The sequence below is a fragment of the Pasteurella sp. P03HT genome (assembly GCF_054052285.1).
The window spans coordinates 90,029-114,103 of sequence record NZ_JBSIUM010000005.1 but is presented as its reverse complement, the minus strand read 5'-3'; the positions used below and the strand labels follow the sequence as shown (position 1 = coordinate 114,103).

Annotated in this window: 22 protein-coding genes and 1 pseudogene; 6 read left to right on the top strand and 17 right to left on the bottom strand. The window is 39.6% G+C overall.

Annotated features, from left to right (window positions below; genetic code table 11):
• Window positions 1-18: 18 nt before the first annotated feature.
• The 9 genes and pseudogenes from dnaX to seqA form a co-directional block, all read right to left on the bottom strand.
• Window positions 19-2,175, bottom strand: a complete 2,157-nt coding sequence (gene dnaX, locus ACWIT3_RS05640; RefSeq protein WP_457161803.1) for a DNA polymerase III subunit gamma/tau — start codon at window positions 2,173-2,175, stop codon at window positions 19-21.
• Between the two features lie 34 nt (window positions 2,176-2,209).
• Window positions 2,210-2,752 (bottom strand): adenine phosphoribosyltransferase, encoded by a 543-nt coding sequence (gene apt, locus ACWIT3_RS05635; protein WP_457161802.1) that lies wholly within the window; start codon window positions 2,750-2,752, stop codon window positions 2,210-2,212.
• 235 nt (window positions 2,753-2,987) lie between these two features.
• Entirely contained in the window at window positions 2,988-3,941 is a 954-nt protein-coding gene (gene lpxM, locus ACWIT3_RS05630) for a lauroyl-Kdo(2)-lipid IV(A) myristoyltransferase (RefSeq protein WP_457161801.1), read from the bottom strand.
• 12 nt (window positions 3,942-3,953) lie between these two features.
• Entirely contained in the window at window positions 3,954-4,718 is a 765-nt protein-coding gene (locus tag ACWIT3_RS05625; protein WP_457161800.1) for a TSUP family transporter, read from the bottom strand.
• Window positions 4,719-4,727: 9 nt separating this feature from the next.
• Window positions 4,728-5,522 (bottom strand): annotated as a pseudogene (gene mepA, locus ACWIT3_RS05620) (penicillin-insensitive murein endopeptidase); the annotation flags it as partial.
• 130 nt (window positions 5,523-5,652) lie between these two features.
• Window positions 5,653-6,726: a chorismate synthase gene (gene aroC / locus ACWIT3_RS05615; RefSeq protein WP_457161799.1), complete on the bottom strand. Its 1,074-nt coding sequence runs from the start codon at window positions 6,724-6,726 to the stop codon at window positions 5,653-5,655.
• A 3-nt stretch (window positions 6,727-6,729) separates the two neighbouring features.
• Window positions 6,730-10,074 (bottom strand): mechanosensitive channel MscK, encoded by a 3,345-nt coding sequence (gene mscK / locus ACWIT3_RS05610; protein ID WP_457161798.1) that lies wholly within the window; start codon window positions 10,072-10,074, stop codon window positions 6,730-6,732.
• A complete protein-coding gene (gene menE, locus ACWIT3_RS05605; protein WP_457161797.1) occupies window positions 10,071-11,486 on the bottom strand; it encodes an o-succinylbenzoate--CoA ligase in 1,416 nt (471 codons plus the stop codon). The genes mscK and menE overlap by 4 nt, the downstream gene beginning before the upstream one ends.
• Window positions 11,487-11,488: 2 nt before the next feature.
• The gene (gene seqA / locus ACWIT3_RS05600) at window positions 11,489-12,127 is read right to left on the bottom strand and encodes a replication initiation negative regulator SeqA (RefSeq protein ID WP_457161796.1); all 639 of its coding nucleotides are present in this window, start codon (window positions 12,125-12,127) and stop codon (window positions 11,489-11,491) included.
• An 88-nt stretch (window positions 12,128-12,215) separates the two neighbouring features.
• Here seqA and ACWIT3_RS05595 point away from each other — a divergent pair, with 88 nt between their 5' ends.
• From ACWIT3_RS05595 to fur, 4 genes are all read left to right on the top strand, one after another.
• Window positions 12,216-13,004 (top strand): alpha/beta fold hydrolase, encoded by a 789-nt coding sequence (locus ACWIT3_RS05595; RefSeq protein ID WP_457161795.1) that lies wholly within the window; start codon window positions 12,216-12,218, stop codon window positions 13,002-13,004.
• Between the two features lie 115 nt (window positions 13,005-13,119).
• Window positions 13,120-13,404, top strand: a complete 285-nt coding sequence (ybfE, locus tag ACWIT3_RS05590) for a LexA regulated protein (protein ID WP_046338690.1) — start codon at window positions 13,120-13,122, stop codon at window positions 13,402-13,404.
• A gap of 4 nt (window positions 13,405-13,408) precedes the next feature.
• Window positions 13,409-13,933, top strand: coding sequence for a flavodoxin FldA (gene fldA, locus ACWIT3_RS05585; protein ID WP_457161794.1), 525 nt, complete (start codon window positions 13,409-13,411; stop codon window positions 13,931-13,933).
• A 25-nt stretch (window positions 13,934-13,958) separates the two neighbouring features.
• Window positions 13,959-14,399, top strand: coding sequence for a ferric iron uptake transcriptional regulator (fur, locus tag ACWIT3_RS05580; RefSeq protein ID WP_046338692.1), 441 nt, complete (start codon window positions 13,959-13,961; stop codon window positions 14,397-14,399).
• Window positions 14,400-14,456: 57 nt separating this feature from the next.
• Here the strand turns inward: fur and ubiG are convergent, their stop codons facing one another.
• Window positions 14,457-15,185: a bifunctional 2-polyprenyl-6-hydroxyphenol methylase/3-demethylubiquinol 3-O-methyltransferase UbiG gene (gene ubiG, locus ACWIT3_RS05575; RefSeq protein ID WP_457161793.1), complete on the bottom strand. Its 729-nt coding sequence runs from the start codon at window positions 15,183-15,185 to the stop codon at window positions 14,457-14,459.
• A gap of 152 nt (window positions 15,186-15,337) precedes the next feature.
• On the opposite strand from ubiG, the gene gyrA reads away from it, so the two are divergent.
• A complete protein-coding gene (gene gyrA / locus ACWIT3_RS05570) occupies window positions 15,338-18,028 on the top strand; it encodes a DNA topoisomerase (ATP-hydrolyzing) subunit A (protein WP_457161792.1) in 2,691 nt (896 codons plus the stop codon).
• Between the two features lie 60 nt (window positions 18,029-18,088).
• Window positions 18,089-18,439, top strand: coding sequence for a SirB2 family protein (locus ACWIT3_RS05565; protein ID WP_457161791.1), 351 nt, complete (start codon window positions 18,089-18,091; stop codon window positions 18,437-18,439).
• A gap of 77 nt (window positions 18,440-18,516) precedes the next feature.
• On the opposite strand, the gene yciH is transcribed toward ACWIT3_RS05565, so the two are convergent.
• The 7 genes from yciH to cmk all read right to left on the bottom strand — a co-directional run bounded on the left by yciH (window position 18,517) and on the right by cmk (window position 23,940).
• Window positions 18,517-18,834 (bottom strand): stress response translation initiation inhibitor YciH, encoded by a 318-nt coding sequence (gene yciH, locus ACWIT3_RS05560; protein WP_457161790.1) that lies wholly within the window; start codon window positions 18,832-18,834, stop codon window positions 18,517-18,519.
• A gap of 9 nt (window positions 18,835-18,843) precedes the next feature.
• Complete coding sequence (gene pyrF / locus ACWIT3_RS05555; RefSeq protein WP_457161789.1) at window positions 18,844-19,542, bottom strand: orotidine-5'-phosphate decarboxylase; 699 nt, start codon at window positions 19,540-19,542, stop codon at window positions 18,844-18,846.
• A gap of 34 nt (window positions 19,543-19,576) precedes the next feature.
• On the bottom strand, window positions 19,577-20,755 hold the full coding sequence (lapB, locus tag ACWIT3_RS05550; protein ID WP_457161788.1) for a lipopolysaccharide assembly protein LapB: 1,179 nt from the start codon (window positions 20,753-20,755) through the stop codon (window positions 19,577-19,579).
• Complete coding sequence (locus tag ACWIT3_RS05545; protein WP_046338699.1) at window positions 20,755-21,051, bottom strand: LapA family protein; 297 nt, start codon at window positions 21,049-21,051, stop codon at window positions 20,755-20,757. The genes lapB and ACWIT3_RS05545 overlap by 1 nt, the downstream gene beginning before the upstream one ends.
• A 95-nt stretch (window positions 21,052-21,146) precedes the next feature.
• A complete protein-coding gene (locus tag ACWIT3_RS05540) occupies window positions 21,147-21,431 on the bottom strand; it encodes an integration host factor subunit beta (protein ID WP_046338700.1) in 285 nt (94 codons plus the stop codon).
• 70 nt (window positions 21,432-21,501) lie between these two features.
• Entirely contained in the window at window positions 21,502-23,151 is a 1,650-nt protein-coding gene (rpsA, locus tag ACWIT3_RS05535) for a 30S ribosomal protein S1 (RefSeq protein WP_457161787.1), read from the bottom strand.
• Window positions 23,152-23,256: 105 nt separating this feature from the next.
• Window positions 23,257-23,940 carry a (d)CMP kinase gene (gene cmk / locus ACWIT3_RS05530; protein ID WP_457161786.1) on the bottom strand — a complete coding sequence of 228 codons (684 nt, stop codon included), beginning with the start codon at window positions 23,938-23,940 and terminating at the stop codon, window positions 23,257-23,259.
• Between the last annotated feature and the right edge of the window lie 135 nt (window positions 23,941-24,075).

Here is a 24,075-nt window from a genome sequence, read left to right as displayed (position 1 = left end):
TATACTTCACTTCCTTCGTTACACTGGTTTCACTGTCGATAAGTCTAATTCTGCATTAAACTCTTTCAAGAAAAGTTGTAATTTCTCATCTTGTTCTAATTCATGCTTAGCTTGTTCTCGCAAGGTTTTGTATGTTTGGCGATATCGTTCCATTGGCGTACATAGCGATGTTGTCATCCGCTCGATCGATAATTGCACTGTTTTTTGCTTAAATTGGCTCAGTGCTTGTTGTAGGTTTTGATAGGCTGTTGGGGTGTTTAAATGTACTTTGTCCTCTTTCATTGCTAATGTAATTTTCGTATCTTCTTGTTCAACTAACACACAATTCAATGCTAATTCTTTCGTTAAATTACTAATCGGCAATGCCTCTACAAGATCTGTCCACGGATCTTGCTCACGAGCAATTTGAATAACCTTTTGTCTTAATTCCGGCGTGATTTCTTGCTCTAAAGAGTGTTTCAATTCTGACGGTTTGATTCCGTCTTGAGTCTTTGCTAATTCTGGATTGCGCCATTCCCAACGATATGTTTCAGCTAAATTCGTCTCATCCAGTTCATCAGATTCGCTTTCTTGCCCTACCTCATCAGGCTCTGACACTAATGAGCTTTGCTGCATGTTGAGCTCCGCTGTTTTTTGTAAAAAAGAAGAGGAAGGCTTGTTGTTAGAAATAACTTTTCGACTCGCGACTTCTTTTCGCATTTCTACGATAGGAAGTGCGGTCATATTTTGCTCTGTTTTATGAGATACTTCCGAAGTAATCGCTGTTAGTTGGACTCGTTTAGGATCAGAATTTTTTTTTTCTTCTTTCTGTGGATTGACTGAAAGCGTGTTTAACTTATCAAGTTGAGCAAAAGCATCCAACGCAGCGGAATAGCCTACAGAAGTCTCTTGCTCATCATCAATTGAAGATGAGGAAACAGATTGTGGAGAAAACGTTGGGGCGGCTTTTACATCGCTTTTGTATTGTGCTTTGATCGTTTGTGAAATCACTGGCATATCAACGTACTTGTTGGTCGCTGATTGATTCTGCTCCGTGTTATCTGTCGACACTGATATCGCTGACGATTTATCCAAAAGCGAAATCGCTTGTGTATTTATGTGCTTTGGGTGAAAAGCCAAAGCACGCAGCAAGGTCATTTCCACACCAATACGACGATTAGGCGCGAAGGCGAGTTCTTTGCGTCCCGTTAAAATGACTTGATAAAAAAATTGAATATCTTCTGCTGAGAGATGGCTCGCTAAAAACGCCAGTTGGCTTGCATCATCAGTGTGCTGAGAAGGCAATAGTTGTTGCATCGCAATGTGATGTAACTTCTCTGCCATATCACGCAATAACTCATCCCAGTCTCCCCCTTTCTCCGCTACAGCCTGTACCGCTTGCATCAATGCTTCGCCATTTCCCTGTTGCAAAGCATGAATCATCTCTAACGCTTGATTATCATCTAACAGACCAAGCATATCCTGCACGATAGAAAGTGTAATATGCCCATTACTCATCGCAATCGCTTGATCTGTCAAACTCAAACTATCACGTATACTCCCCTGTGCAGCTTTCGCCAGTTTTTCTAATCCTAAAGAATCAAAAGGAATCCCTTCTTGTTTGAGAATCAATTCGAGATGTTGAGCAATCTGGTGTTGTTCTAACGCTTTTAAATGGAACTGCATACAACGAGATAAAATCGTAATTGGCAGTTTCTGCGGATCTGTCGTGGCTAAAAGAAATTTAACGTATTCTGGCGGCTCTTCTAATGTTTTAAGTAGCGCATTGAACGAATGGCGAGATAACATATGCACTTCATCGATCAAGTACACTTTATAACGTCCCTGCACAGGCTTATACTGCACGTTATCCAAAAGCTCGCGCGTATCTTCAACTTTAGTACGCGATGCCGCATCAATCTCAATCAAATCAATAAAATTGCCTTCTTCAATGGCTTTGCAATGCGCACATTGACCACAAGGTTCGGCTGTCACGCCATTGATACAGTTCAATCCTTTTGCAAACAAACGAGCAATGGAGGTTTTACCTACACCACGTGTCCCAGAGAATAAATATGCATGGTGTAATCTATTTTCTTTCAAACCGTTAGAAAGTGCTGTCAAAATATGGCTTTGTCCAACCACATCGGTGAATGTTTTTGGTCGCCACTTTCTTGCCAATACTTGATAGCTCATTTCTTTTCCTTTAACGTTTGCCTGGTACGATTAATTAATGACCTTCAAAATTCACTAATGTATAAGTTTCAATCCCTAAATTATTTAAGCGTTTTTCTCCGCCTAAATCTGGCAAATTAATCACAAATGCAGCGTACTGGACTTTTCCCCCTAAACGATTAACCAATTTCGCAGTGGCTTCGATCGTTCCACCTGTTGCTAATAGATCATCAATAATCAACACATTATCATCTTGAGTAATTGAATCCGTATGAATTTCTAAAGTATCTTGCCCATATTCCAATTGATATGATTGTGAAATTGTTTCACGTGGTAATTTACCTGGTTTTCTGACCAAGACAAACGGGGCATGAAGAGCTAAGGCAACAGGGGCGCCAAAAATAAAGCCACGAGACTCAGTTCCTAAGACTTTTGTAATCTTTTTATCTTTGTAACGTTCTACAATGAGATCAATGACAGCTTGAAACGCCTCTGGCACTTCTAACAAGCTCGTAATATCACGGAAAATGATGCCTTCTTTAGGATGATTAGGAATAGACTTAATGGAAGATTTAATTAACGCTAATTTATTGTTCATTGTTTTGCCTAAACGTGCGGTTAAAAACTAAAAAGTTTTGTGTTTTCAAGTTGATAAAAGCTCACTTAATTTACAAAAACTTAATCAAAAATTTGCCTTTCATTGTCGCAAAAAAATGATCCTAACTCAAACCTTTCTCTGCGTTTTCTCGGCTTTTTAGATGCTTTTTATATCAATACTCGAAAAATGAAAAAGATCGTATGGTGTTTTAATAATCAATACGATCTGCTTTATCTTACTCACGGTAAATATCTGCGCCGTCTTTACGTGTTCTTAATAAACGTAAGATCCAAACATATTGCTCAGGTGTAGGCGTAACAAAACGTTCTATTTCTTCATTCATCGCACGTGCAGACTGTTCTGGATCGTCAGTGAGTACCATTTCAGGATGAATTTCCATTTCATATTTACCAGAGGACGCATTGTAGCGCGGAAACATGGGAATGACGGCGGCTTTAGCGAGACGAGCCATTTTATTTATGCCTGGTAATGTAGCTTTATATGTAGCAAAAAAATCAACAAACACACTCAATTCTGCACCATAATCCTCATCAGGCAGGTAATAGCCCATATCCCCTCGTTTCACATGATTCAAAAACGGTTTAATTCCATTTTGACGAGCATGCATTTTCCCCCCAAAACGCTGGCGAGCAATGGTCCATAACCAATCAACTAATGGATTACGATGGGGGTTATACATAGAAGTCATGGGCATACCATGTGTATGTAAAATGATTCCTGATGCATCAATTGCCCACGCGTGTGGAACCAATAAAATGATATTTTTACCTTGTTCACGAGCTCGTGTAATGTGCTCTAATCCAATAAACTCACTCCGTTTTTGCAAGTGTTTTTTAGAGCGAATCGCGACTTCACCAATTCCGAGCATAACTTGTGTGACAATCACAAACATTTCTTCAAGCACTTGCGTACGTTTCTCTTCGCTCCATTGCGGAAAGCAATATTGCAAATTCACTTTTGCACGATGTGCTTGTTTTTTAGCCTTACGAGCGACAACGAGACCCATTTTGCGTGCCAACCAATCACGCAAACGAAACGGAACAAAAGCAAGAACAAGGAGACCGAATATACCTAACCAAATCATCCAATATCGAGGTAATAAATAAGACCACGAAAAATGGGGTTCATAGCCTACTCGAGCAGTTAAACGTGTATCTTCTTCTGACATGCTTATTCCTATTTAACTAAACCAACCCTGATCATATGCCATTTTAATGGTCATGATAAAGGACATTAGTACAACCATTGGGCGAATAAGAGATTTCCCTTTAGTCAACACCATTTTCGCCCCTAAATTTGCACCAATGGCTTGTCCCACCATCATCGCCAAACCCACAGACCATAAGATCTGTCCACCGATAAGAAAGAAAATCAATGACGCAATATTTGACGTAAAGTTTAATACTTTAGCATGTGCGGTTGCTTTTGTAAGATTAAAACCGAGCAACATCACAAAGGCTAGACTCAGCAGAGAACCTGTTCCTGGTCCAAAAAAACCATCATAAAAACCAATTCCCAACCCCGCCGTAAAGGCAAATTTTTGATAAGTAATACGTGTTTGACGATCTTCATCGCCTAATTTAGGCGTCAGTAAAAAATAAAAGCCAATCGCTAAAATCAAAAAAGGGAGCACTTTCTTAATCATGGAACTGTCTACCAGTTGGATTAAGATCGTACCGAGAGACGCGCCAGCAAAAGTCATGAATAAAATTAACCAAACTTCTGATAAATTGACCGCTCTTTGACGCAAGAAATACACGCTCGCCGAAAATGATCCACCACAAGCCTGTAGTTTATTGGTACCTAATGCTAAAGCAGGCGGCATACCTGTCATCAATAGGGCAGGAATAGTAATGAGTCCTCCCCCTCCTGCAATGGCGTCAATAAAGCCCGCAACGAACGCCACAACAAATAACAGCGCAATAATATCGATCCCGATCTCCATTTCGCGTCCCTATTCCAACCATTCATTGCGATTGGGTGCATTTAACACCTGTTGACATAACGGCGGCGCTTGAGGAATCGTTTTCGGCTCAGTTGGCGTTTTTGAAGGTTTAGGGGGCTCAAACCAAGAATACAGTTCTGCACCACAGCCATCTCCTGCTGGAACAGGGGCTTGGTTTTCACAATAATTTGCGCCCTGAGGACAAGCTAAACGGACGTGAAAATGTGAATCATGCCCAAACCAAGGACGTACTTTATGTAACCACGCACGATCCTGACCTGCCGTTTGGCACAGTTTCAGTTTAATCGCAGGGTTCACAAAAATTCGCGTCACGTTTGGCTCCTGGGCGGCTAATTTTATCAAAGTAGCGTGGTGTTGATTCCATACCCTTTCATCCACTCGTTGCGCTTTGCGATCGACGACTAACAATCCTTTTCCATCGGAATTTAGCGCATCTTTATCAGACATCGTCCCCATGCGTAACCAAATATCCGCATCTAATCCCATTTGATGACTGGCATGCCCTGTGAGGAAACGCCCACCACCTGGCATCGCAATATCGCCCACTAACATCGTTGGTAATCCCGCAGCTTTCGCTTTTTTGCCAAGACGTCGCAAATAGTCAATCATATCAGGGTGACCATAATAGCGATTGCGATTTTTACGGATAACTTGGTAGCCTTCCCCTTTATAAGGTAATGCCTGCGCCCCAATAATACAGCCATTTGAGTACCCCCCTATTGGTTCTGGCTTTCCTGGAATAGGGCGTTTAATTTTTTGCCACTCTTGTGGCGAGGCATAAACGATTACACTGCTACAAACTGCCAGAAGTGTGCTCAATATTGCGATTATTTTAAACATGTTTTGCATCATCTCACTGGTGCATCGCACCGATTTTATTTGATATGATCCCCATCAACAGACTAATGAACGATTAGCGATTTTGGGCTTTGTGTCTTAATAAATGGTCAAGTAAAACAATTGCCACCATTGCTTCTGCAATAGGGACTGCTCGAATTCCAACACAAGGATCGTGACGCCCTTTTGTCACCACTTCTACAGGTTCATTTTGCAAATTAACTGAGCGTCCCGGAATTGTAATGCTTGAAGTCGGTTTTAACGCGATGGTTGCAATGATAGGTTGCCCAGAACTGATTCCTCCCAAAATCCCACCAGCATGGTTAGATAAAAAGCCTGTTGGCGTCATTTCATCACGATGCTGCGAGCCACGCTGAGTCACGACTTCAAATCCATCACCAATTTCCACGGCTTTTACGGCATTAATTCCCATTAATGCATGAGCAAGATCTGCATCAAGACGATCAAAGACTGGTTCACCTAAACCCACAGGGACATTCTCTGCGACTACGGTAAGTTTGGCACCTATCGAATCACCGTCTCTTTTTAATTGACGGATCACTTCATCAAATTTTTCGACCGCACATGGATCTGGACAAAAGAAAGGATTGCGATTCACTTGCTGCCAATCAATCTGTCCAATCCTTTGTGGTGCAATCTTTATGTCACCGATCTGTGACAGAAAACCACGCACTTCAACACCAAAATATTCACGCAAATATTTTTTCGCAATCGCCCCCGCTGCAACACGCATTGCCGTTTCACGCGCAGAAGAACGTCCACCGCCACGATAATCACGGATACCGTATTTTTGTTGGTAAGTGAAATCCGCATGTCCTGGACGAAAACGATCTTTAATGTCACCATAATCTTGTGAACGCTGATCAGCGTTTTTGATAATCATACCGATACTGGTTCCAGTCGTTTTTCCGTCAAACACACCAGATAAAATTTGTACTTCATCATCTTCACGGCGTGGTGTGGTATAACGCGAAGTTCCTGGTTTACGACGGTCTAAATCTGGCTGAATATCTGCTTCAGATAACGTCATTCCAGGCGGTACACCATCGACAATACAGCCTAAAGCAATACCATGTGACTCACCGAATGTGGTCACACGAAAAAGCTGTCCAATACTATTTCCCGCCATGTTTTATCCTTCTTGTTTTTTCACTGGAAAACATTGTTGATTGATTTTCACTTCTTCATTTGTCGTTTGATTTTTAATAAATACATCCAATTGATTAAATGAAATATCTACACCATTTTCTTCAAATAATTGATTAATGCGACGGTTTAGGAAGTCAACCGTTGGGTTACGATCAGCTAATTTACCTACGTATAAGCGCAATTCATGATCCAAGGAGCTCGCACCAAACGTTAAGAAATAAACCACTGGCTCTGGATCCTGTAACACGCGATCACATTCACTTGCCGCTTGCAATAACAGGCGTTTCGTTAATTCTAAATCTGAGCCATACCCCACTCCAACGCGAATGACAACGCGTGTAATGGAATCATTTAATGCCCAGTTGACTAAACGTTCTGTCACAAAAGCTTTGTTCGGGACAATCACTTCTTTACGATCAAAATCAATTAAGGTCGTTGAACGAATACGGATTTTAGAGACAGTTCCTGAGTATTCTCCAATCGTAATGACATCACCAATACGTACTGGACGTTCAAATAAAATAATTAATCCCGACACAAAGTTCGCAAAAATTTCTTGTAAACCGAACCCCAAACCAACAGACAGTGCGGCAAATAGCCATTGCAATTTCGACCAAGACATTCCGAGTGTTGAAAATGCTAAACCTGCGCCAATCGCAATAATAAAATAGGTGGCTAATGTCGTAATCGTGTATGGCGTACCTTGTGAAAAACTCATACGTGAAAACACAAGCACTTCGAGTAATCCACCAATATTGCGCACCAAGGCGTACATGGCGATCAGGATCACAACTGCAAGCAATAAATTTAATAACGTAATGGATTCCATTACCGTTCCTGCCGCAGTCGTCACGCTTTGCTGCCAGAGTGTCACGCCTTGTAAATAATATGCGACAGTCACAAGATCAGCCCACACCCAATACAACATACCAAATAGCAAGACAGTTAACAGTAAATCCGTTACACGTAGCATCTGATCTTTGACTTGAGCGATACCAAGGATTTCATTTTGTTGTAAATCAATCCCCATCCCCAATTCTTCTTCCGTTTCGACTTTGGTTAACGATTGTTGCTGCTCATATTTATCTTTCATACGGTTATAAGATAAACGACGCGAAGAAACGGTAAGCGCACGATGCACCACATTCTTCAACACTAACCAAATTACGACCACAAAATAAGAAGACATTAGATGTTGCATTAAATTGAGTGCCGTATAGTAATATCCCATGACAACTAACGCGATGAGAATAATCGGTGCAGCGACTAAGAAAAACCGCCCTAATTTGAGCACAAAATGAACCGATTTCGCCCGACCTTCCACATTATCTTCATACGATTTCACTGCATTCTGAACACGTGGACCGATGATTAATAGTGAAATAAACAACACCGAGATTGTGATCACTTGACCAATAACGTCATTAGTAATCCCCGTTTCTAAGTGAGTAAAGATTGAGGCATTAATCCACAACGCCGAGATCCATACCGAACGCCCAAAAACACGATAGAACGTATCCACACTTTCTTTTGGCATATTAAAATGACGGTAAGCAATCCCGTTTGGACGCAATAGTGACAGCATAAAGGCAAAAAATAGCCAATACCCGACCATACTCAACACCCAACTGGCAACACTTAATGGTTCTTCAAAACCGATATATACCATCAAAACTAAGAAGGCAAAAAAGAGTAAGGTGCTTGGTAAACATAGGATCAATGTCCAAAGCAATGCTTCAGGGGTATACCATTGGCTATCTGAATTTAACGTATTAATTTTTTGGTTAATATGCGTTAAACGCTGCTTAATTTTTACTTTTTGTAATTGAATAAATGTACTTAAACTCAGTAAAAAAACAATCAACAACGTCGCAGGGATCAGGTCCTCACGCCAATTTGAAAAATTAATTTGTTTAATCATTTCTGATACTTCCAATTGGAAAGCAGGTAAGAAATTTTTCACCCAGTCTAAATCCATTGGCGCATTACTTTTTACCCAAAAGCTTTGTTGCTGCAATTTGCTTTGTAATTGATCACTAATTGATGTGACTTGTTTCTGATTCAATTCAATATTGATGACCAAATTAAGCTGATTATTGAGCAAGCTAATCATATCTGAAAACAATTTGCGACGTTCTTGTAATACCGTATCAAGTTGTTTCTTTTCTGCTGCAGAAAGATGCGTTTGCCCCTTTTTCTCAAGATTTGCAATATATTCTTGCGTATCATACAAATTATCGCGAGCTTCCGTCAGATCAAAGATTTTCACGCGTAAATCCGTAATCCGTTTTGATAAGCCACTAATCATTTCATCTTGTGGCAATAACTCTTTCTGTTTATTAATAATACGAGATAGTACTAATGAACCTTGTAACGCGCTGATTTGATCTTCAATATTTCGTTGTGTTTGTTGTAAATTGTTTAAGACATTTTTAATACGCAAATTATCTTGAGACAAACTATTCATTTCTGTCGTTTGTTGCACCAACTCTTGACTCAGCTTCACATTCATCTCAAGCTGGCGAGCAATTTCTGGGTGCGATGTGGCTTTGTTATCTTGTTGAGACTTCGTTAGTTGTTCAACTTGATTTTGCGACTCTTTTAAATATTTGGTATTGATTGCATCTTGCAAATGCTTAACTTGTTCTTGTAATTGAACTTGCTCAACATTTTTCGCTTCTAACTGAACAGTATATAACGTCGTTAAAACATTATTTCCCTGCAATAACACTTTATTAAACACATTTTGTAATTCAAGTAACTTTAACTCTGTTTCAAATTTACGCTGTGCGCTAGGTTGAATATCGGGCGCAGCCAACTGCTTATTAATTTCTTGTACACGCGTTAAATTAGCATTCAAGGTCACTTGTGCGCGCTCAGGTGTCGTACGTAATGTCACTAATTCGGTATTGATATTCGTTGTATTCGCCTGTACTTGTTGTAATTGCTGTTGTGCAGTTAACAATTTAGTTTGTAAATCCGCTAACGCCAATTTTTCCAACTCTATTACGGTTGGACCTTTTTTATTTTTTAATAGCGTTAACTGTTCTTGTGCTTTTTGTGTTTGCTCTGCTGCACTATCAATGCGTGCTTCTAAGGACTTGATATCCGCTTTTTGTTTATCTACTTTAGTCAGTAACGCTAAGGTTTCTTCTAAATTTTGTACCGCAATCTTATTGTTTGGATCATTTTGATCAGCGCTTTTCGCAATTTTGAGTTGTGCTTGGATATCCGTTTCAGTCGGAGTCTGTGCAAAAATTGGCGTATTGAGCATAAAACATAAGCTCAAGCCAAAACATAACGTCGTGAATACACTGGTTTTCTTCATTCCTGATTTTTTCCTACTAATTTTTCTAATTCAATTTTTAAATCTGCCCGAGAAATTTTAATCGCACCTTGCTGTAAGGTTTGTGAGTCCAGTTGAAAATACTGTACTGGCTGTTTAAATTTTTCTAATTTGTCACTTAACCAATCCTGTAATTGCTGTACTAATGTGTGTGAAAATGGTTGAGTAAATTCAATAAATGCAACGGGACGATGACCAAACTCCAGATCATTTTTCGGTAAAACAAACACTTGCTTAACAAATTGCCATTGTTGAATCCATTTTTCAATCTCTTCTGGCTGGATATTTTCACCGCCAGAAATGAACATATTATCAACTCGTCCTAAAATAACCAACTCATTATCGCACCACATACCTTTATCTTTTGTTTGTAACCAACCTTGCTGATTGGTAAGGGGAAAAATCATTCCATTTTTCCAATAGCCTAACGCGAGTCCCGCCCCTTTTAGCCAAATTTCTTGTTCAACTAATTGGTATTCTCGATTCATCAACGGTTGCCCTACTCCGCACTTTGCATCACTTAACTTCGCAAACACCGTTGATGCCATTTCTGTCATGCCATAACCAGAATAACTGTTTACTTGCCACTCAGTTAACTGTTGCGTTAACTCAGGGGAGATCTGTGCTCCCCCTAATAAAATATGCGCAGTTTTAATATGCTGAATCGGGTGTTCTCGCCAATATGTTAACAAACGCTGTAACTGAGTTGGGACCAGAGACACATGGGAGACTTCAGACACAGAAGCATAAAAATCTGCTTGTGGGAAATGCAGTACCGCGCCTGCCAATAACCAACGCCATACAATCCCTTGTCCAGACACATGATAAAGTGGCAAAGATAAGAGCCAACTATTTTTTTCACCAAATTGCATTAATTGGCAAACGCCTTCCGCATTATCAAGGTGTGCTTGTACATGGTGTACCACGGCTTTCGGTCGTCCTGTCGATCCCGACGTCAACGTCATAGTTGCTGGACGTAAAAACGCGGCAGAATCTGACCGCACTATTGGGTCGTCTATCGCATGAGCAATATCGAGATTAAGGCAAAGTGGCTGACAGCACTCTACAACTAACGGGATTAAAGAAAAATAAAATTGGATATCTGCATCAAGACACACTTGCTGAATTTTTTCACGAGAAAAGGCGGGATTAAGCGGTAATACTCGCGCACCGAGCTGAATTGTTGCAAGATACAGACAGAGTAATGTCATCTCATTTTTACCACAAAGAGCTACGCCACTTTGTTCTGATACCCCTTGTGCTTGTAAAAGCGCCGCATCATGCTGAATGCGTTGATTAAGCTGTTGCCACGTAAAAACCTCGCCTTGCGAATTGTGCAAGGCGATTTGGTTCATTTTCGTTGAATCATGTGCAAATTGTTGCCAAGGAAACATGATTAATTTGCAATAAAATAGGTTCTAACTTCGTCAATCAGCTCAGTGGGTAAATGCATAGATTGCATGGCACCTTCCAACATCAGCATTTTACGCCCACTGTTTGTGTTAGTAATTACCCAATAAGGCGTGTCTGGGATTTGTTTTGGCTTAGTATGATTTCCAGCCATCAATAACGTACCCTCATCTCGAGCAAAATAAACACGTGTACGTCCTTGCAGTGACTCTGTTGCTTGCGCAAAGCTCTCTGGATTCGTCCGATAAAGTACTTTTAACAGATTTAAAAAACGTACAACCGCTTTCGTTTCTTGTTGAAATTCACTTGAGTTTATTAGATCACGCACTTTAGTCACAACATGCTGAATGGACTCATCAGATTGTTTCTTCGGCAACACTTTAGGCTCAACTAAGCGCGCCTCTTGCTCAGATTCCGCTGCTGGCTTTGCGTCTGCCACGGGTGAAAGGCTTGGCATCACCTCTTGCTGTCCATTTGCTTGTGGCACCACAACTTCTACTTTTTGTGTATTTTTATTCGAAAAATTAAGCAAACGGCGCAAAATATCAGACGCACTTTCGCCAATAGATTGCGTTTGGCTTGCAATATATTGATAAAGCTCTTCATCCACCTCAATAATTTTCATTTTTTCCTCCACTTGCTTGATCTCTTTCAGATTTTGCCACATTATAACGATTTATTTACAAATACTCTATATACAATCTATACAAATTATGTCTGAACAACCTTTACTGAACTTTCAGTTTCATCAATTAAAACAAGCAATTAACCTGCCAACGTTAGTTTTTATTCATGGTTTATTTGGTGATATGAATAATTTAGGCATAATTGCTCGGGCATTCAGTGAAAAATATTCAATTCTACGAGTCGATCTGCGCAATCATGGTCAAAGCTTTCACCATAATGAAATGAATTATGACTTGATGGCAAAGGACCTGGCAAACGTGATTACGCATCTTAAACTGAATAGCGTCATTTTAGTTGGACATTCAATGGGCGGGAAAACCGCCATGAAAATGGCCGCGCTTTTCCCCAATCTTGTTGAAAAATTGATTGTGATTGATATTGCACCGCTTCAATATAACCATCATGGGCACGATAGCGTTTTTGCGGGATTATTTGCAACTAAAGCCGCGCAACCGAATACACGCCAAGAAGCGAAAAAAATCCTCGCGAAACACATTCCCGAAGAGGCAATTCAACAATTCATGCTCAAATCTTTTGATAACCAATCACCTGAATACTTCCGTTTCAACTTAACAGGCTTGAAACAAAATTATCCTCATATTATGGATTGGCAACCTTGCTATAGCGAAGTCCCCACCCTCTTCATTCGAGGTGGCGATTCTCATTACATTAAGCCCGAAGATACCTCACAAATTTTAGCCCAATTTCCTCATGCCAGCGCCTTTACGATCAATGGTTGTGGACACTGGGTTCATGCGGAAAAACCCGAGTTTGTTATTCGCGCTATTGAAAGATTTTTAATATCAAATAAATAGGACCTCCGCACAGAAATTCGTGTTTTAATCCCACATGAATTGTGTTATAGTTCAGCATTAATTTAGTTGTGGCTTATCATTCTCACTTAGCCACAGATTTTCAGTGATTTGGTACATGGCAAAACAAGACGTAGATTGCATCACATTAGATCTGTTTGCTCATACTCCAAAAGTTGGACGTCCTAAAACAAATCCACTGAGTCGTGCACAACAAATTCGTATCAACAAACGGAATCAATTAAAGCGTGATAAATCTAGTGGATTAAAACGCGTCGAATTAAAATTGCATACGGATTTAGTTGAACAACTGGAAGATTTGGCGACAACGTTGAATGTGAGTCGATCAGAAGTGATCGTAACGATTTTACAAGATTATTTTAATACTCAAGAAGATAGGTAACGAAATGGCTGTTGTTGGTTTATTTTATGGCAGTGATACAGGCAATACAGAAAATATTGCTAAAATGATTCAAAAACAACTTGGTAGTGATTTAGTTGATGTGCGAGACATCGCTAAAAGTACAAAAGAAGATATTGAAGCATATGACTTCTTAATGATAGGTATTCCAACTTGGTACTACGGCGAAGCACAATGTGATTGGGATGACTTCTTCCCTACGCTAGAAGAAATTGACTTTACAGATAAATTAGTCGCTATTTTTGGCTGTGGTGACCAAGAAGATTATGCTGAATATTTCTGTGATGCAATGGGAACAGTACGTAATATCATCGAACCAAAAGGAGCGATCATTGTTGGTCACTGGCCAACTGAAGGCTACAATTTTGAAGTATCGCAAGCGCTTGTTGATGATCACACGTTTGTTGGCTTATGTATTGATGAAGATCGCCAACCTGAATTAACCGCTGAGCGTGTTGAAAAATGGGTTAAACAGGTTTTTGACGAAATGTGTTTAGCAGAACTTGCATAAGTGCAAAATGAGAGAAGGGGCAATTATGTCTGAAGAAAATATCAAACTATTGAAAAAAGCTGGGCTGAAAATTACTGAACCTCGTTTAACTATTTTAGCATTAATGCAAGAACATAAGATGGAACATTTTTCTGCAGAAGATGTCTACAAAATGTTATTAGAACGCGGTGAAGAGATTGGTTTAGCCACGGTTTATCGCGTATTAAATCAATTTGATGAAGCGAATATTTTGACTCGTCATAATTTTGAAGGGAATAAATCTGTTTTTGAGCTTGCGCCAACCGAGCATCATGATCACATTATCTGTGTTGATTGCGGTAAAGTTTTTGAATTTAATGATGACATTATCGAAAAACGTCAGCGCGAAATCAGTAAACAACACGGGATTGAGCTCGCTACACATAGCTTATACCTCTACGGTAAATGCAGCGATATTAATAACTGTGATGAAAATGGCAAAAAATAATTGCTGACAAACTTGTATAAAAAAGCTGAGTCATTCGCTCAGCTTTTTTCTTATCTCTTAAGATTGTACTCGAAAACTCGCCATATAATTTGCACTGACATCTTTATTCAACCAGAATTTGCTGGTTAGTGGATTATAGTGGTACCCAACCATATCCACACAATTCAACTGTGCAGCATCACACCAATTTAATAATTCAGCAGGCTTAATAAATTTTTCATAATCATGAGTGCCTTTAGGGAGTATTTTTAGCACATATTCTGCGCCGAGTACTACTAACACCCAAGCTTTCAATGTGCGATTAATCGTTGAAAAGAAAATCACACCATTCGGTTTCAATAACTGTTGACAACTCGCAATAATTGAACTTGGATCGGGCACATGCTCCAACATTTCCATGCACGTAATCACATCAAATTTCGCCTCGTCCCCTTTTTCAGCATAACATGCGGTCTGATTTTGTAGAAATTCTTCAACTGTAATTTGTTGATAGTCAATATGTAACCCATTTTCAAGTGCATGATTCTTCGCGACCTGCAAGGGCGCTGATGACATATCAATCCCCGTTACATGTGCACCTTGTTTCGCCATACTTTCGGACAAAATACCACCGCCACAACCGACATCTAGCACCCTCTTACCCATCAATCCTTTCGCATGTTGAGTAATGTAGCTTAAACGTAGCGGATTCAGTTGATGAATTGGTTTAAAATCCCCTTGTGGATCCCACCAACTTTTTGCCATTTTTTCAAATTTATCAAGTTCTTGCTGATCGATATTTTGCATGAGATTTCTTCTTATGATTTTGAATAGAAACAATGCGTTATTATTCCGCAAATCTCATAAAATTTCACTATAAAATTAGGGGAACAACAGATTTTATGCTATAATTCCGCCAATTTTTTGATTAATCAAACTCAATGATTAGGAAGTTTTCAATGACCGATTTAGTCTCAGATACTCTTCATCAAGACATTAGTCCAATCAGTATTGAAGAAGAACTTAAATCTTCATATCTCGATTATGCGATGTCTGTTATCGTAGGACGTGCGTTACCTGACGTACGTGATGGTTTAAAACCTGTACACCGCCGCGTGTTATTTGCTATGCACGAGGGAGGGAATGCCTATAATAAACCTTATCGTAAGTCTGCACGTATTGTCGGTGATGTAATCGGTAAATATCACCCACATGGTGACAGTGCGGTGTATGATACCCTTGTGCGTATGGCGCAGCCTTTCTCATTACGTTACATGTTAGTCGATGGTCAAGGTAACTTTGGTTCCATTGACGGCGATGCGGCGGCGGCAATGCGTTATACTGAAGCTCGTATGACAAAAATTGCACACGAATTATTAGCGGATCTTGATAAAGAAACGGTTAATTTCGTGCCTAACTATGACGGTTCAGAACAAATTCCTGAAGTATTACCGACCAAAGTACCCGCACTTTTAGTAAATGGTTCTTCTGGTATTGCGGTTGGGATGGCAACAAACATTCCACCACATAACTTAGGTGAAGTGTTAGATGGTTGTTTAGCCTACATTGAAAACAACGATATCACGATCGATGACTTAATGACGTATATTCCAGGTCCTGACTTCCCAACAGCTGCGCTAATCAACGGTCGCAAAGGGATTGAAGAAGCGTATAAAACGGGTCGTGGCAAAATCTATGTGCGTGCAAAAGCAGAAGTCGAAACCGACGAAAAAGGCAGCGAAACTATTGTTGTGCACGAAATTCCTTATCAAGTAAATAAAGCAAAACTCATTGAGAAAATTGCAGATTTAGTCAAAGAGAAAAAAATCGAAGGCATTAGCGCGATTACTGACTTGTCTGACAAAGACGGGATGCGCATTGAAATTAAAATCAAACGTGATGCCGTTGGCGAAGTCGTATTAAATAACCTTTATGCACTTACTCAGTTACAAGTCACTTTTGGTATTAATATTGTTGCGTTAGATAAAGGTCAACCAAAACTGCTCAATCTAAAACAGCTCATTGAAGCGTTTGTGCTACATCGTCGTGAAGTTGTGACGCGCCGTACTGTTTATGAGCTACGTAAAGCTCGTGAACGTGCTCATATTTTAGAAGGTCTCGCCATTGCCTTAGCTAACGTTGATCCTATCATCGAGTTAATTCGTCGCGCCCCTAATCCAGAAACAGCCAAACGTGAATTAATTGCACAAGCTTGGCAATTAGGTCACGTTGCCGATATGTTGGCCGCGACAGGCGTTGATGCTGCCCGTCCTGAAGAGCTTGAAGAACAATTTGGTATCCGTGATGGCATGTATTACCTCACTGAAGTCCAAGCGCAAGCTATCTTAGATTTACGTTTACAAAAACTGACTAACTTAGGTCACGACGAAATCTTAGATGAATACAAGAAACTGCTTGAAGTAATTGGTGAACTCCTTTACATCTTACGTAGCCCAGAGCGCTTAATGGAAGTGATTCGTGAAGAATTAGAACAAATTCGCGAACAATTTAACGATCCACGTCGTACTGAAATTACCGCAAGTTCTGGCGACATTAATTTAGAAGATTTGATCGCACAAGAAGATGTTGTAGTGACACTTTCACACGAAGGCTATGTGAAATATCAACCCCTCACTGACTACGAAGCACAGCGTCGTGGTGGTAAAGGAAAATCCGCAGCCAAAACCAAAGAAGAAGATTTTATTGAGCGTTTATTAGTCGCCAATACACATGATACGATTCTCTGTTTCTCAAGTCGTGGGCGTTTATATTGGTTGAAAGTGTATCAATTACCACAGGCAAGCCGTGGTGCACGTGGTCGTCCAATCGTCAATATTTTACCATTAGATGAAAATGAACGTATCACAGCGATTTTACCAGTCACGGCTTACGAAGAAGATAAATTTGTCGTGATGGCGACTGCTGGCGGTATTGTGAAGAAAATTGCTTTAACCGAATTCAGCCGTCCACGTTCAAGCGGTATCATCGCATTGAACTTACGTGATGAAGACGAATTAATTGGCGTTGATATCACTGATGGTAGCAACGAAATTATGCTCTTCTCGGCACAAGGTCGCGTGGTTCGCTTCAGTGAAAGCGCTGTACGTGCAATGGGTCGTGCCGCGACTGGGGTTCGAGGTATCAAATTAGCCTTGACTAACGATGTTTCTGACGACGAAAGTGCGGTCGAAATTGAAGATGTTTCAGATGACAATGCAAATGATGTACTAGATCTGAACATTGATAAAGTCGTGTCTTTAGTGATTCCAAAAAATGAAGGTGCGATCTTAACTGCAACACAAAACGGTTACGGTAAACGTACTGAGTTATCTGAGTACCCAGCCAAATCACGTAATACCAAAGGTGTGATTTCAATTAAAGTGAGCGAACGTAATGGTAAAGTTGTCGCAGCGACTCAAGTGGAAGAAAACGATCAAATTATGCTAATTACTGACGCAGGAACATTGGTCCGTACGCGTGTCAGTGAGATCGGTATTATAGGTCGTAACACACAAGGTGTACGTTTAATTCGTACGACAGAAAATGAAACGCTAGTAGGCTTACAACGTGTCTGTGAAGTGGACGATGAGGAATCGGAAGACTTTGATGCTGAAAGTGCGGTCGAAAATACTGAAGTTTCAGCGGAATAATGACTAATAAGTAAAATAAAAGCAGTACGTTGCGACTGCTTTTTTATTTGTGGGGAAACAATGGATATTTATTTAATTTATACACATATTGTGTGTGCATTTGTCTCATTTATGTTGTTGTCAATTCGTGGGATTATGCAGCTCAAAGGCAAAAATTGGCGTGAGAAAAAATTGTTAAAAATTCTACCGCACTTAAGTGATACCCTATTACTTGTTTCAGGTATTGCAATGTTTATCTTATTCGATAAAAGCATCGAAATGTGGTTTGTCCTCAAAATGCTGTTCTTAGCGGCTTATATTTTCTTTGCGACAAAATTTTTCAGCAAGAAAACCGCTTATGTTAATCCGAATTTCTTTTCCTTAGCAATTATTGCTCTAAGTGCCACTATTCTTGTTGCTTATTACCATTAAGCCGACAAACGTATATAAAACAAAAAGGATTGAAACATCACATTTCAATCCTTTTTTTTATCCATCAAACTGGAGAATTAACCACCAGCCAATTTCACTTTGTAGCCTTTTTGTTCAAGCCACTGCTTAAGCAAATCGCGTTTTTCACCTTGGATTTCAATCGTACCATTTTTTACCGAGCCACCACAGCCACAACGTTTTTTGAGTTCTGCGGCAAGTAACTTTAATTCAGCATCGGCTAAATCTAGACCAGTAATGACTGAAACGCCATTCCCCTTTCTACCGCTCACTTGACGTTGAATTCGTACAATGCCATCGCCTTTAGGACGCTCAACCTGAGGGTTTTCAGTCTTAATCCGTCCAAGTTCCGTTGAATAAACTAACTCACTGCTCATACTTATCCATTACATCGCAGGTAAGGAAGCATTGATTGCTTTTAACACCTCAGCAGGATTGTCTGCTTGAGTAATTGGACGACCGATCACGAGATAATCTGAACCAGATTGAATTGCGCCAGCAGGAGTCATCACACGACGTTGATCGCCGAAATCACTCCCAATCGGGCGAATGCCAGGTGTAATTAATTTGAAGTCTTTACCGCAGTTTGCACGTAAAATCTCTACTTCTTGTGGAGAACAAACTACACCGTCTAAACCCGCACGTTGTGTTAAATTCGCTAAACGGATGACTTGCTCCATCGGTGAGGCATTAATACCGATTTGAAGTAAATCTAAGTCTTCCATACTCGTCAATACAGTTACACTGATTAATAAAGGTGCATCTTTACCGTAAGGCTCAAGAATTTTCTTTGCTTCTTCCATCATACGTAATCCCCCACTCGCGTGCAGGTCCACCATCCACACGCCTAAATCTGCTGCAGAACGTACCGCTCTTGCAACCGTATTCGGAATATCATGGAATTTCAAATCTAAGAACACATCAAAATCACGCTTATGTAATTCTTTAACAAACTTAGTGCCTAATGTGGTAAACATTTCTTTACCCACTTTCAAGCGACATAAACTTGGATCAATTTGATCAACGAGGCGTAACGCGTCTTCTTCTTTTTCGTAATCTAATGCGACAATAATTTTACTCGTCATAATTTTCCCTCTCAGTGTTCAATTAATTATGTTGTTAATCTTCTATAGGTTTAATGCTTTCCCAATGTCTACACGATGGGCAACACCATACTAATTTATGTGTTTGATAACCACAATTTGTACAGCGGTAATCAAAATTTTGTCTAATCCGCTCGCCTACCATCTTATGTAATAAAACAAGACTTTCCTTTCCTCGTCCTTCTTCTGCATCATCCATTTGATATTGAATAAAACGATGAAATAAGAATGTTGTAGGATGTTGGTTTAATTGCTGATAGAGCTTGGCTTGAGCAGCAGGCTTACCATCCATTTCTTCAATTAAATCAGCTAATGCTAATTCCACTGCACTATTTTTAGTCAAACGACTCGCTCTAATTAAAAATAATTCAAAATTCTCTAGTTGATTTAACTTTCGATAACAGGTCTGTAGCAAAGTTAAAACTTCACCAACATAGGCAGGATTCTGTTCCAAGACATTTTCAAGTACTTGCGCAGCAGACTGATAACGTTTTTCTTTAAGCAAAACTTCACCTAACAAAATAGACGCGCGAACACAATTTGGCGCAACATTTAACGCAGAGAGTAACAAATCTTTCTGTGTCTGTTTATTATCCAATGCCAAGCTTTGTGCATATTCACAATAATATTGGGCTAACTCAATATTATTTGACTGAGGCGAAATTTTTGCTAGCTTTTCTGCCACATTAATGGCTTTCTTCCATTCTTTTGTTTTTTGATACACAATTGCGAGCTGTTGTAACGCATTCTCAGCAAATTCAGGCTCATCCACTAGCATAATATATAGGTTTTCAGCCCGGTCATAAAAACCGATTGCCATGAAATCCTTAGCAAGTTGTTGTTTTGCTAGTAATTTTTGTTCAAATGTATAATCAGGACTGCGATCTAAGGCTTGATGAATCCGCAAAGCACGATCTACTTCACCACGAGAACGATAAAGGTTACCTAAAGTCAACTCTGCTTCAAATTGTGAAGTGCTATCTATTTCATTTTGCGCTTCTTGTTTTTGTAGAATATCAAGAAATAAATCAACCGCTTTTTCTGGCTGATTAGATAAAAGAAAATTGACTCCCGTGACATAATCACGGGAGAATTTATTTGTCATATCTTCCTGATCTTTTTTTGCGCTTCGGTGTCCCATATACCAACCGTAAGCCGCTGCAATAGGTAAAAGTAGGAAGAGCAACTCGAGCATTATTTAGCAGCCTTATCTCGAGCAGTGGTTAATTCATTAATTTGTAGTGTTTGGCGTTTAATTTGACGAGTTAATGACATATTTTTCAACTTTAATTTAAGATAAAAGATCGCACTGATTAACCAGCCTAAAAGCAATCCTAAACCAAATAAAATCGCTACTAATGTTGATAGACGAATTTCACTTTGCGCCACCATATAATTAAAAGTAATCATCTGATCATTGTTCGCGCCAATCGTGACCGCAACAAGTACAATTGCAAGTACTAGTACTAATCCTAAAATATATTTAATCATCAACGATCTCCTGACAAAAACGATACGTCTCATTATGCCAAAAATAAATACAAAAAACGACACTTAAAGGTGTCGTTATATAAAGTTAGTTGAAATTATGCGTAAATATCAACACGCTCTCTCAGCTCTTTTCCAGCTTTAAAGTGCGGGACAGATTTTGCGTCTAATTTCACTTGTTCACCCGTTTTAGGATTTCGACCTAAACGAGGTTGACGATAATGCAAAGAAAAACTACCAAATCCTCTCACTTCAATGCGCTTACCATTTTCTAAGGCGAATGACATTTGGTCCAAAATTTCTTTTACTGCATTTTCAACATCTTTTGCAGCAATTGAATGATGTTTTTGAACTAAACGCTCAATAAGCTCTGATTTAGTCATAATTTTCTCCTAACTTATTAAGCTAGCGTGCTCAAGTCACGCTAGCTTTATTTTTACAAGGGAATGTTAATTATTCACCTTTAGCAGCTTTAAATGCTTCAGCCATTGCATTTGGAATAGCAACATCTTCTTGTTTGTTATTCACTGTTGCAACTGCAGCCGCTTCTTCAGCTTGGTCTTTTGCACGTACTGATAAGTGAACGATACGCGCTTTACGATCCACACCAGTGTATTTCGCTTCAACTACATCACCAGCATTCACTTCGTTAGTTAAGTCAGCTGCACGGATGTAACCTTCAACACCACCGTCTAATTCAACTTTGGCACCTTTCGCATCAGCTTCAACCACTTTAGCGCTTAATACAGCACCTTTTTTGTTGACTGCTACGAAGTTGTTGAATGGATCTTCTTCAAGTTGTTTGATACCTAAAGAAATACGTTCTTTCACTGCATCAACTTGTAATACGACTGCTGCAACTTCGTCACCTTTTTTGTAGTTACGAACTGCTTCTTCACCTGATACATTCCAAGAAATGTCAGATAAGTGAACTAAACCGTCGATACCACCTTCAAGACCGATGAAGATACCGAAATCAGTGATTGATTTGATTTTACCTTCAACTTTGTCACCTTTGTTGTGAGTTTCAGCGAATTGTAACCATGGGTTAGGTTTGCATTGTTTTAAACCTAAAGAAATACGACGACGTTCTTCATCGATTTCTAATACCATCACTTCAACAACATCACCTAAGCTAACCACTTTAGAAGGGTGAATGTTTTTGTTTGTCCAATCCATTTCAGAAACGTGAACTAAACCTTCAACACCATCTAAAATTTCAACAAAACAACCATAATCTGTTAAGTTAGTCACTTTACCAGTTAATTTGCTGTTGACTGGGTGGTTTTCAGCGATTGCAACCCAAGGATCTTGACCTAATTGTTTTAAGCCTAAAGATACACGTGTGCGATCTTTATCAAATTTTAATACTTTAACTGTGATTTCATCACCAACATTCACGATTTCGCTTGGGTGTTTAACACGTTTCCAAGCCATATCTGTGATATGTAATAAACCGTCAACACCGCCTAAATCTACGAATGCACCGTAGTCAGTTAAGTTCTTAACGATACCTTTAACTTCAGAACCTTCTTGTAAGTTCTCAAGAATTTGTTCACGCTCTTGGCTATTTTCTGATTCGATTACAGCACGACGAGAAACAACAACGTTGTTACGTTTTTGGTCAAGTTTGATAACTTTGAACTCTAATTCTTTACCTTCTAAGTGTAATGTTTCGCGAACTGGGCGAGTATCAACTAATGAACCTGGTAAGAATGCACGAACACCGTTTAACTCAACTGTGAAACCACCTTTCACTTTACCGTTGATTAAACCGATAACAGTTGCCTGTTCTTCGTATGCTTTTTCTAATTCAATCCAAGATTCGTGACGAACTGCTTTTTCACGAGAAAGTTTGGTTTCACCAAAACCATCTTCAACAGCGTCTAACGCAACATTCACAACATCACCAACTTGAACGTCTAATTCGCCTTGTGCGTTTAAGAATTCTTCAACAGGGATAGCTGATTCAGATTTTAAACCAGCGTCAACAAGCACAAAGCCTTTTTGAATAGCAACAACAGTACCGCTAACGATAGAACCTTGACGGGTTTCAAGTTCTTTTAATGATTCTTCAAATAGTTGAGCAAAAGATTCAGTCATAATTAATCTTCAATTTTAAATTTAATAACGTCCACTTCAAAATCCATTGAATGTGGGGTTGAGGATAAAAGTCTATTCTTCCTTGAATAAACGGTTAACAACGATTTAAGCCTTGAGTCCAAGACGATGACGAATATGGTGCAGCGCTTGTTGAATGACTTCATCAATCGTTAATGTTGTGCTATCCAACAACAATGCATCATCCGCGGGCTTAAGCGGCGCAACGGCTCGATTTCTATCTCGATCATCACGTGCTTTTATCTCGGCTAAAATCTGGTCAAAGTTACCACTAATTCCCTTATTTTGCAACTGTTTATAGCGTCTTTTTGCTCTTTCTTCTGCGCTTGCATCTAAAAACAGCTTAACTTGTGCCGCTGGAAAAACAACAGTCCCCATATCACGCCCATCCGCAATTAAGCCCTTTTCAGTTGCAAAATCTTGCTGAAGCTGTAAAAGTGCGGCTCGAACTTCAGAAAAAACAGCAATTTTGGATGCGGCTTCGGCGACTTCTTGTGTCCGAATCTGCTGACTCACATCCTCACCGTTCAAGAAAATTTTCACTTCGCTATCTTGTGGTAAAAATTGAATCTCTAATTGGCTAGCAAGGCAAGCTAGGGCATTTTCATTCTCTAACGCCACGCCTTGTTTTAATGCGGCTAGCGCAGTGACGCGATAAATTGCCCCGCTATCTAATAAAGCGAACCCCAACTCTTCAGCTAAAGCATAACATAGCGTCCCTTTACCTGCGCCACTTGGTCCATCAACAGTAATCACAATATTCTTTTTCATGTTGCCTACTTTTTTCTCGTCAGAAATTGGGCTAAAGAATAGCACAATCGATAAAAAGTAGAGAAATATTTTCATATGTGAACGATAAAAGTAGCTTGTTGATTTAAAAATTCAGTCCGTAATCCTGTTTTATTT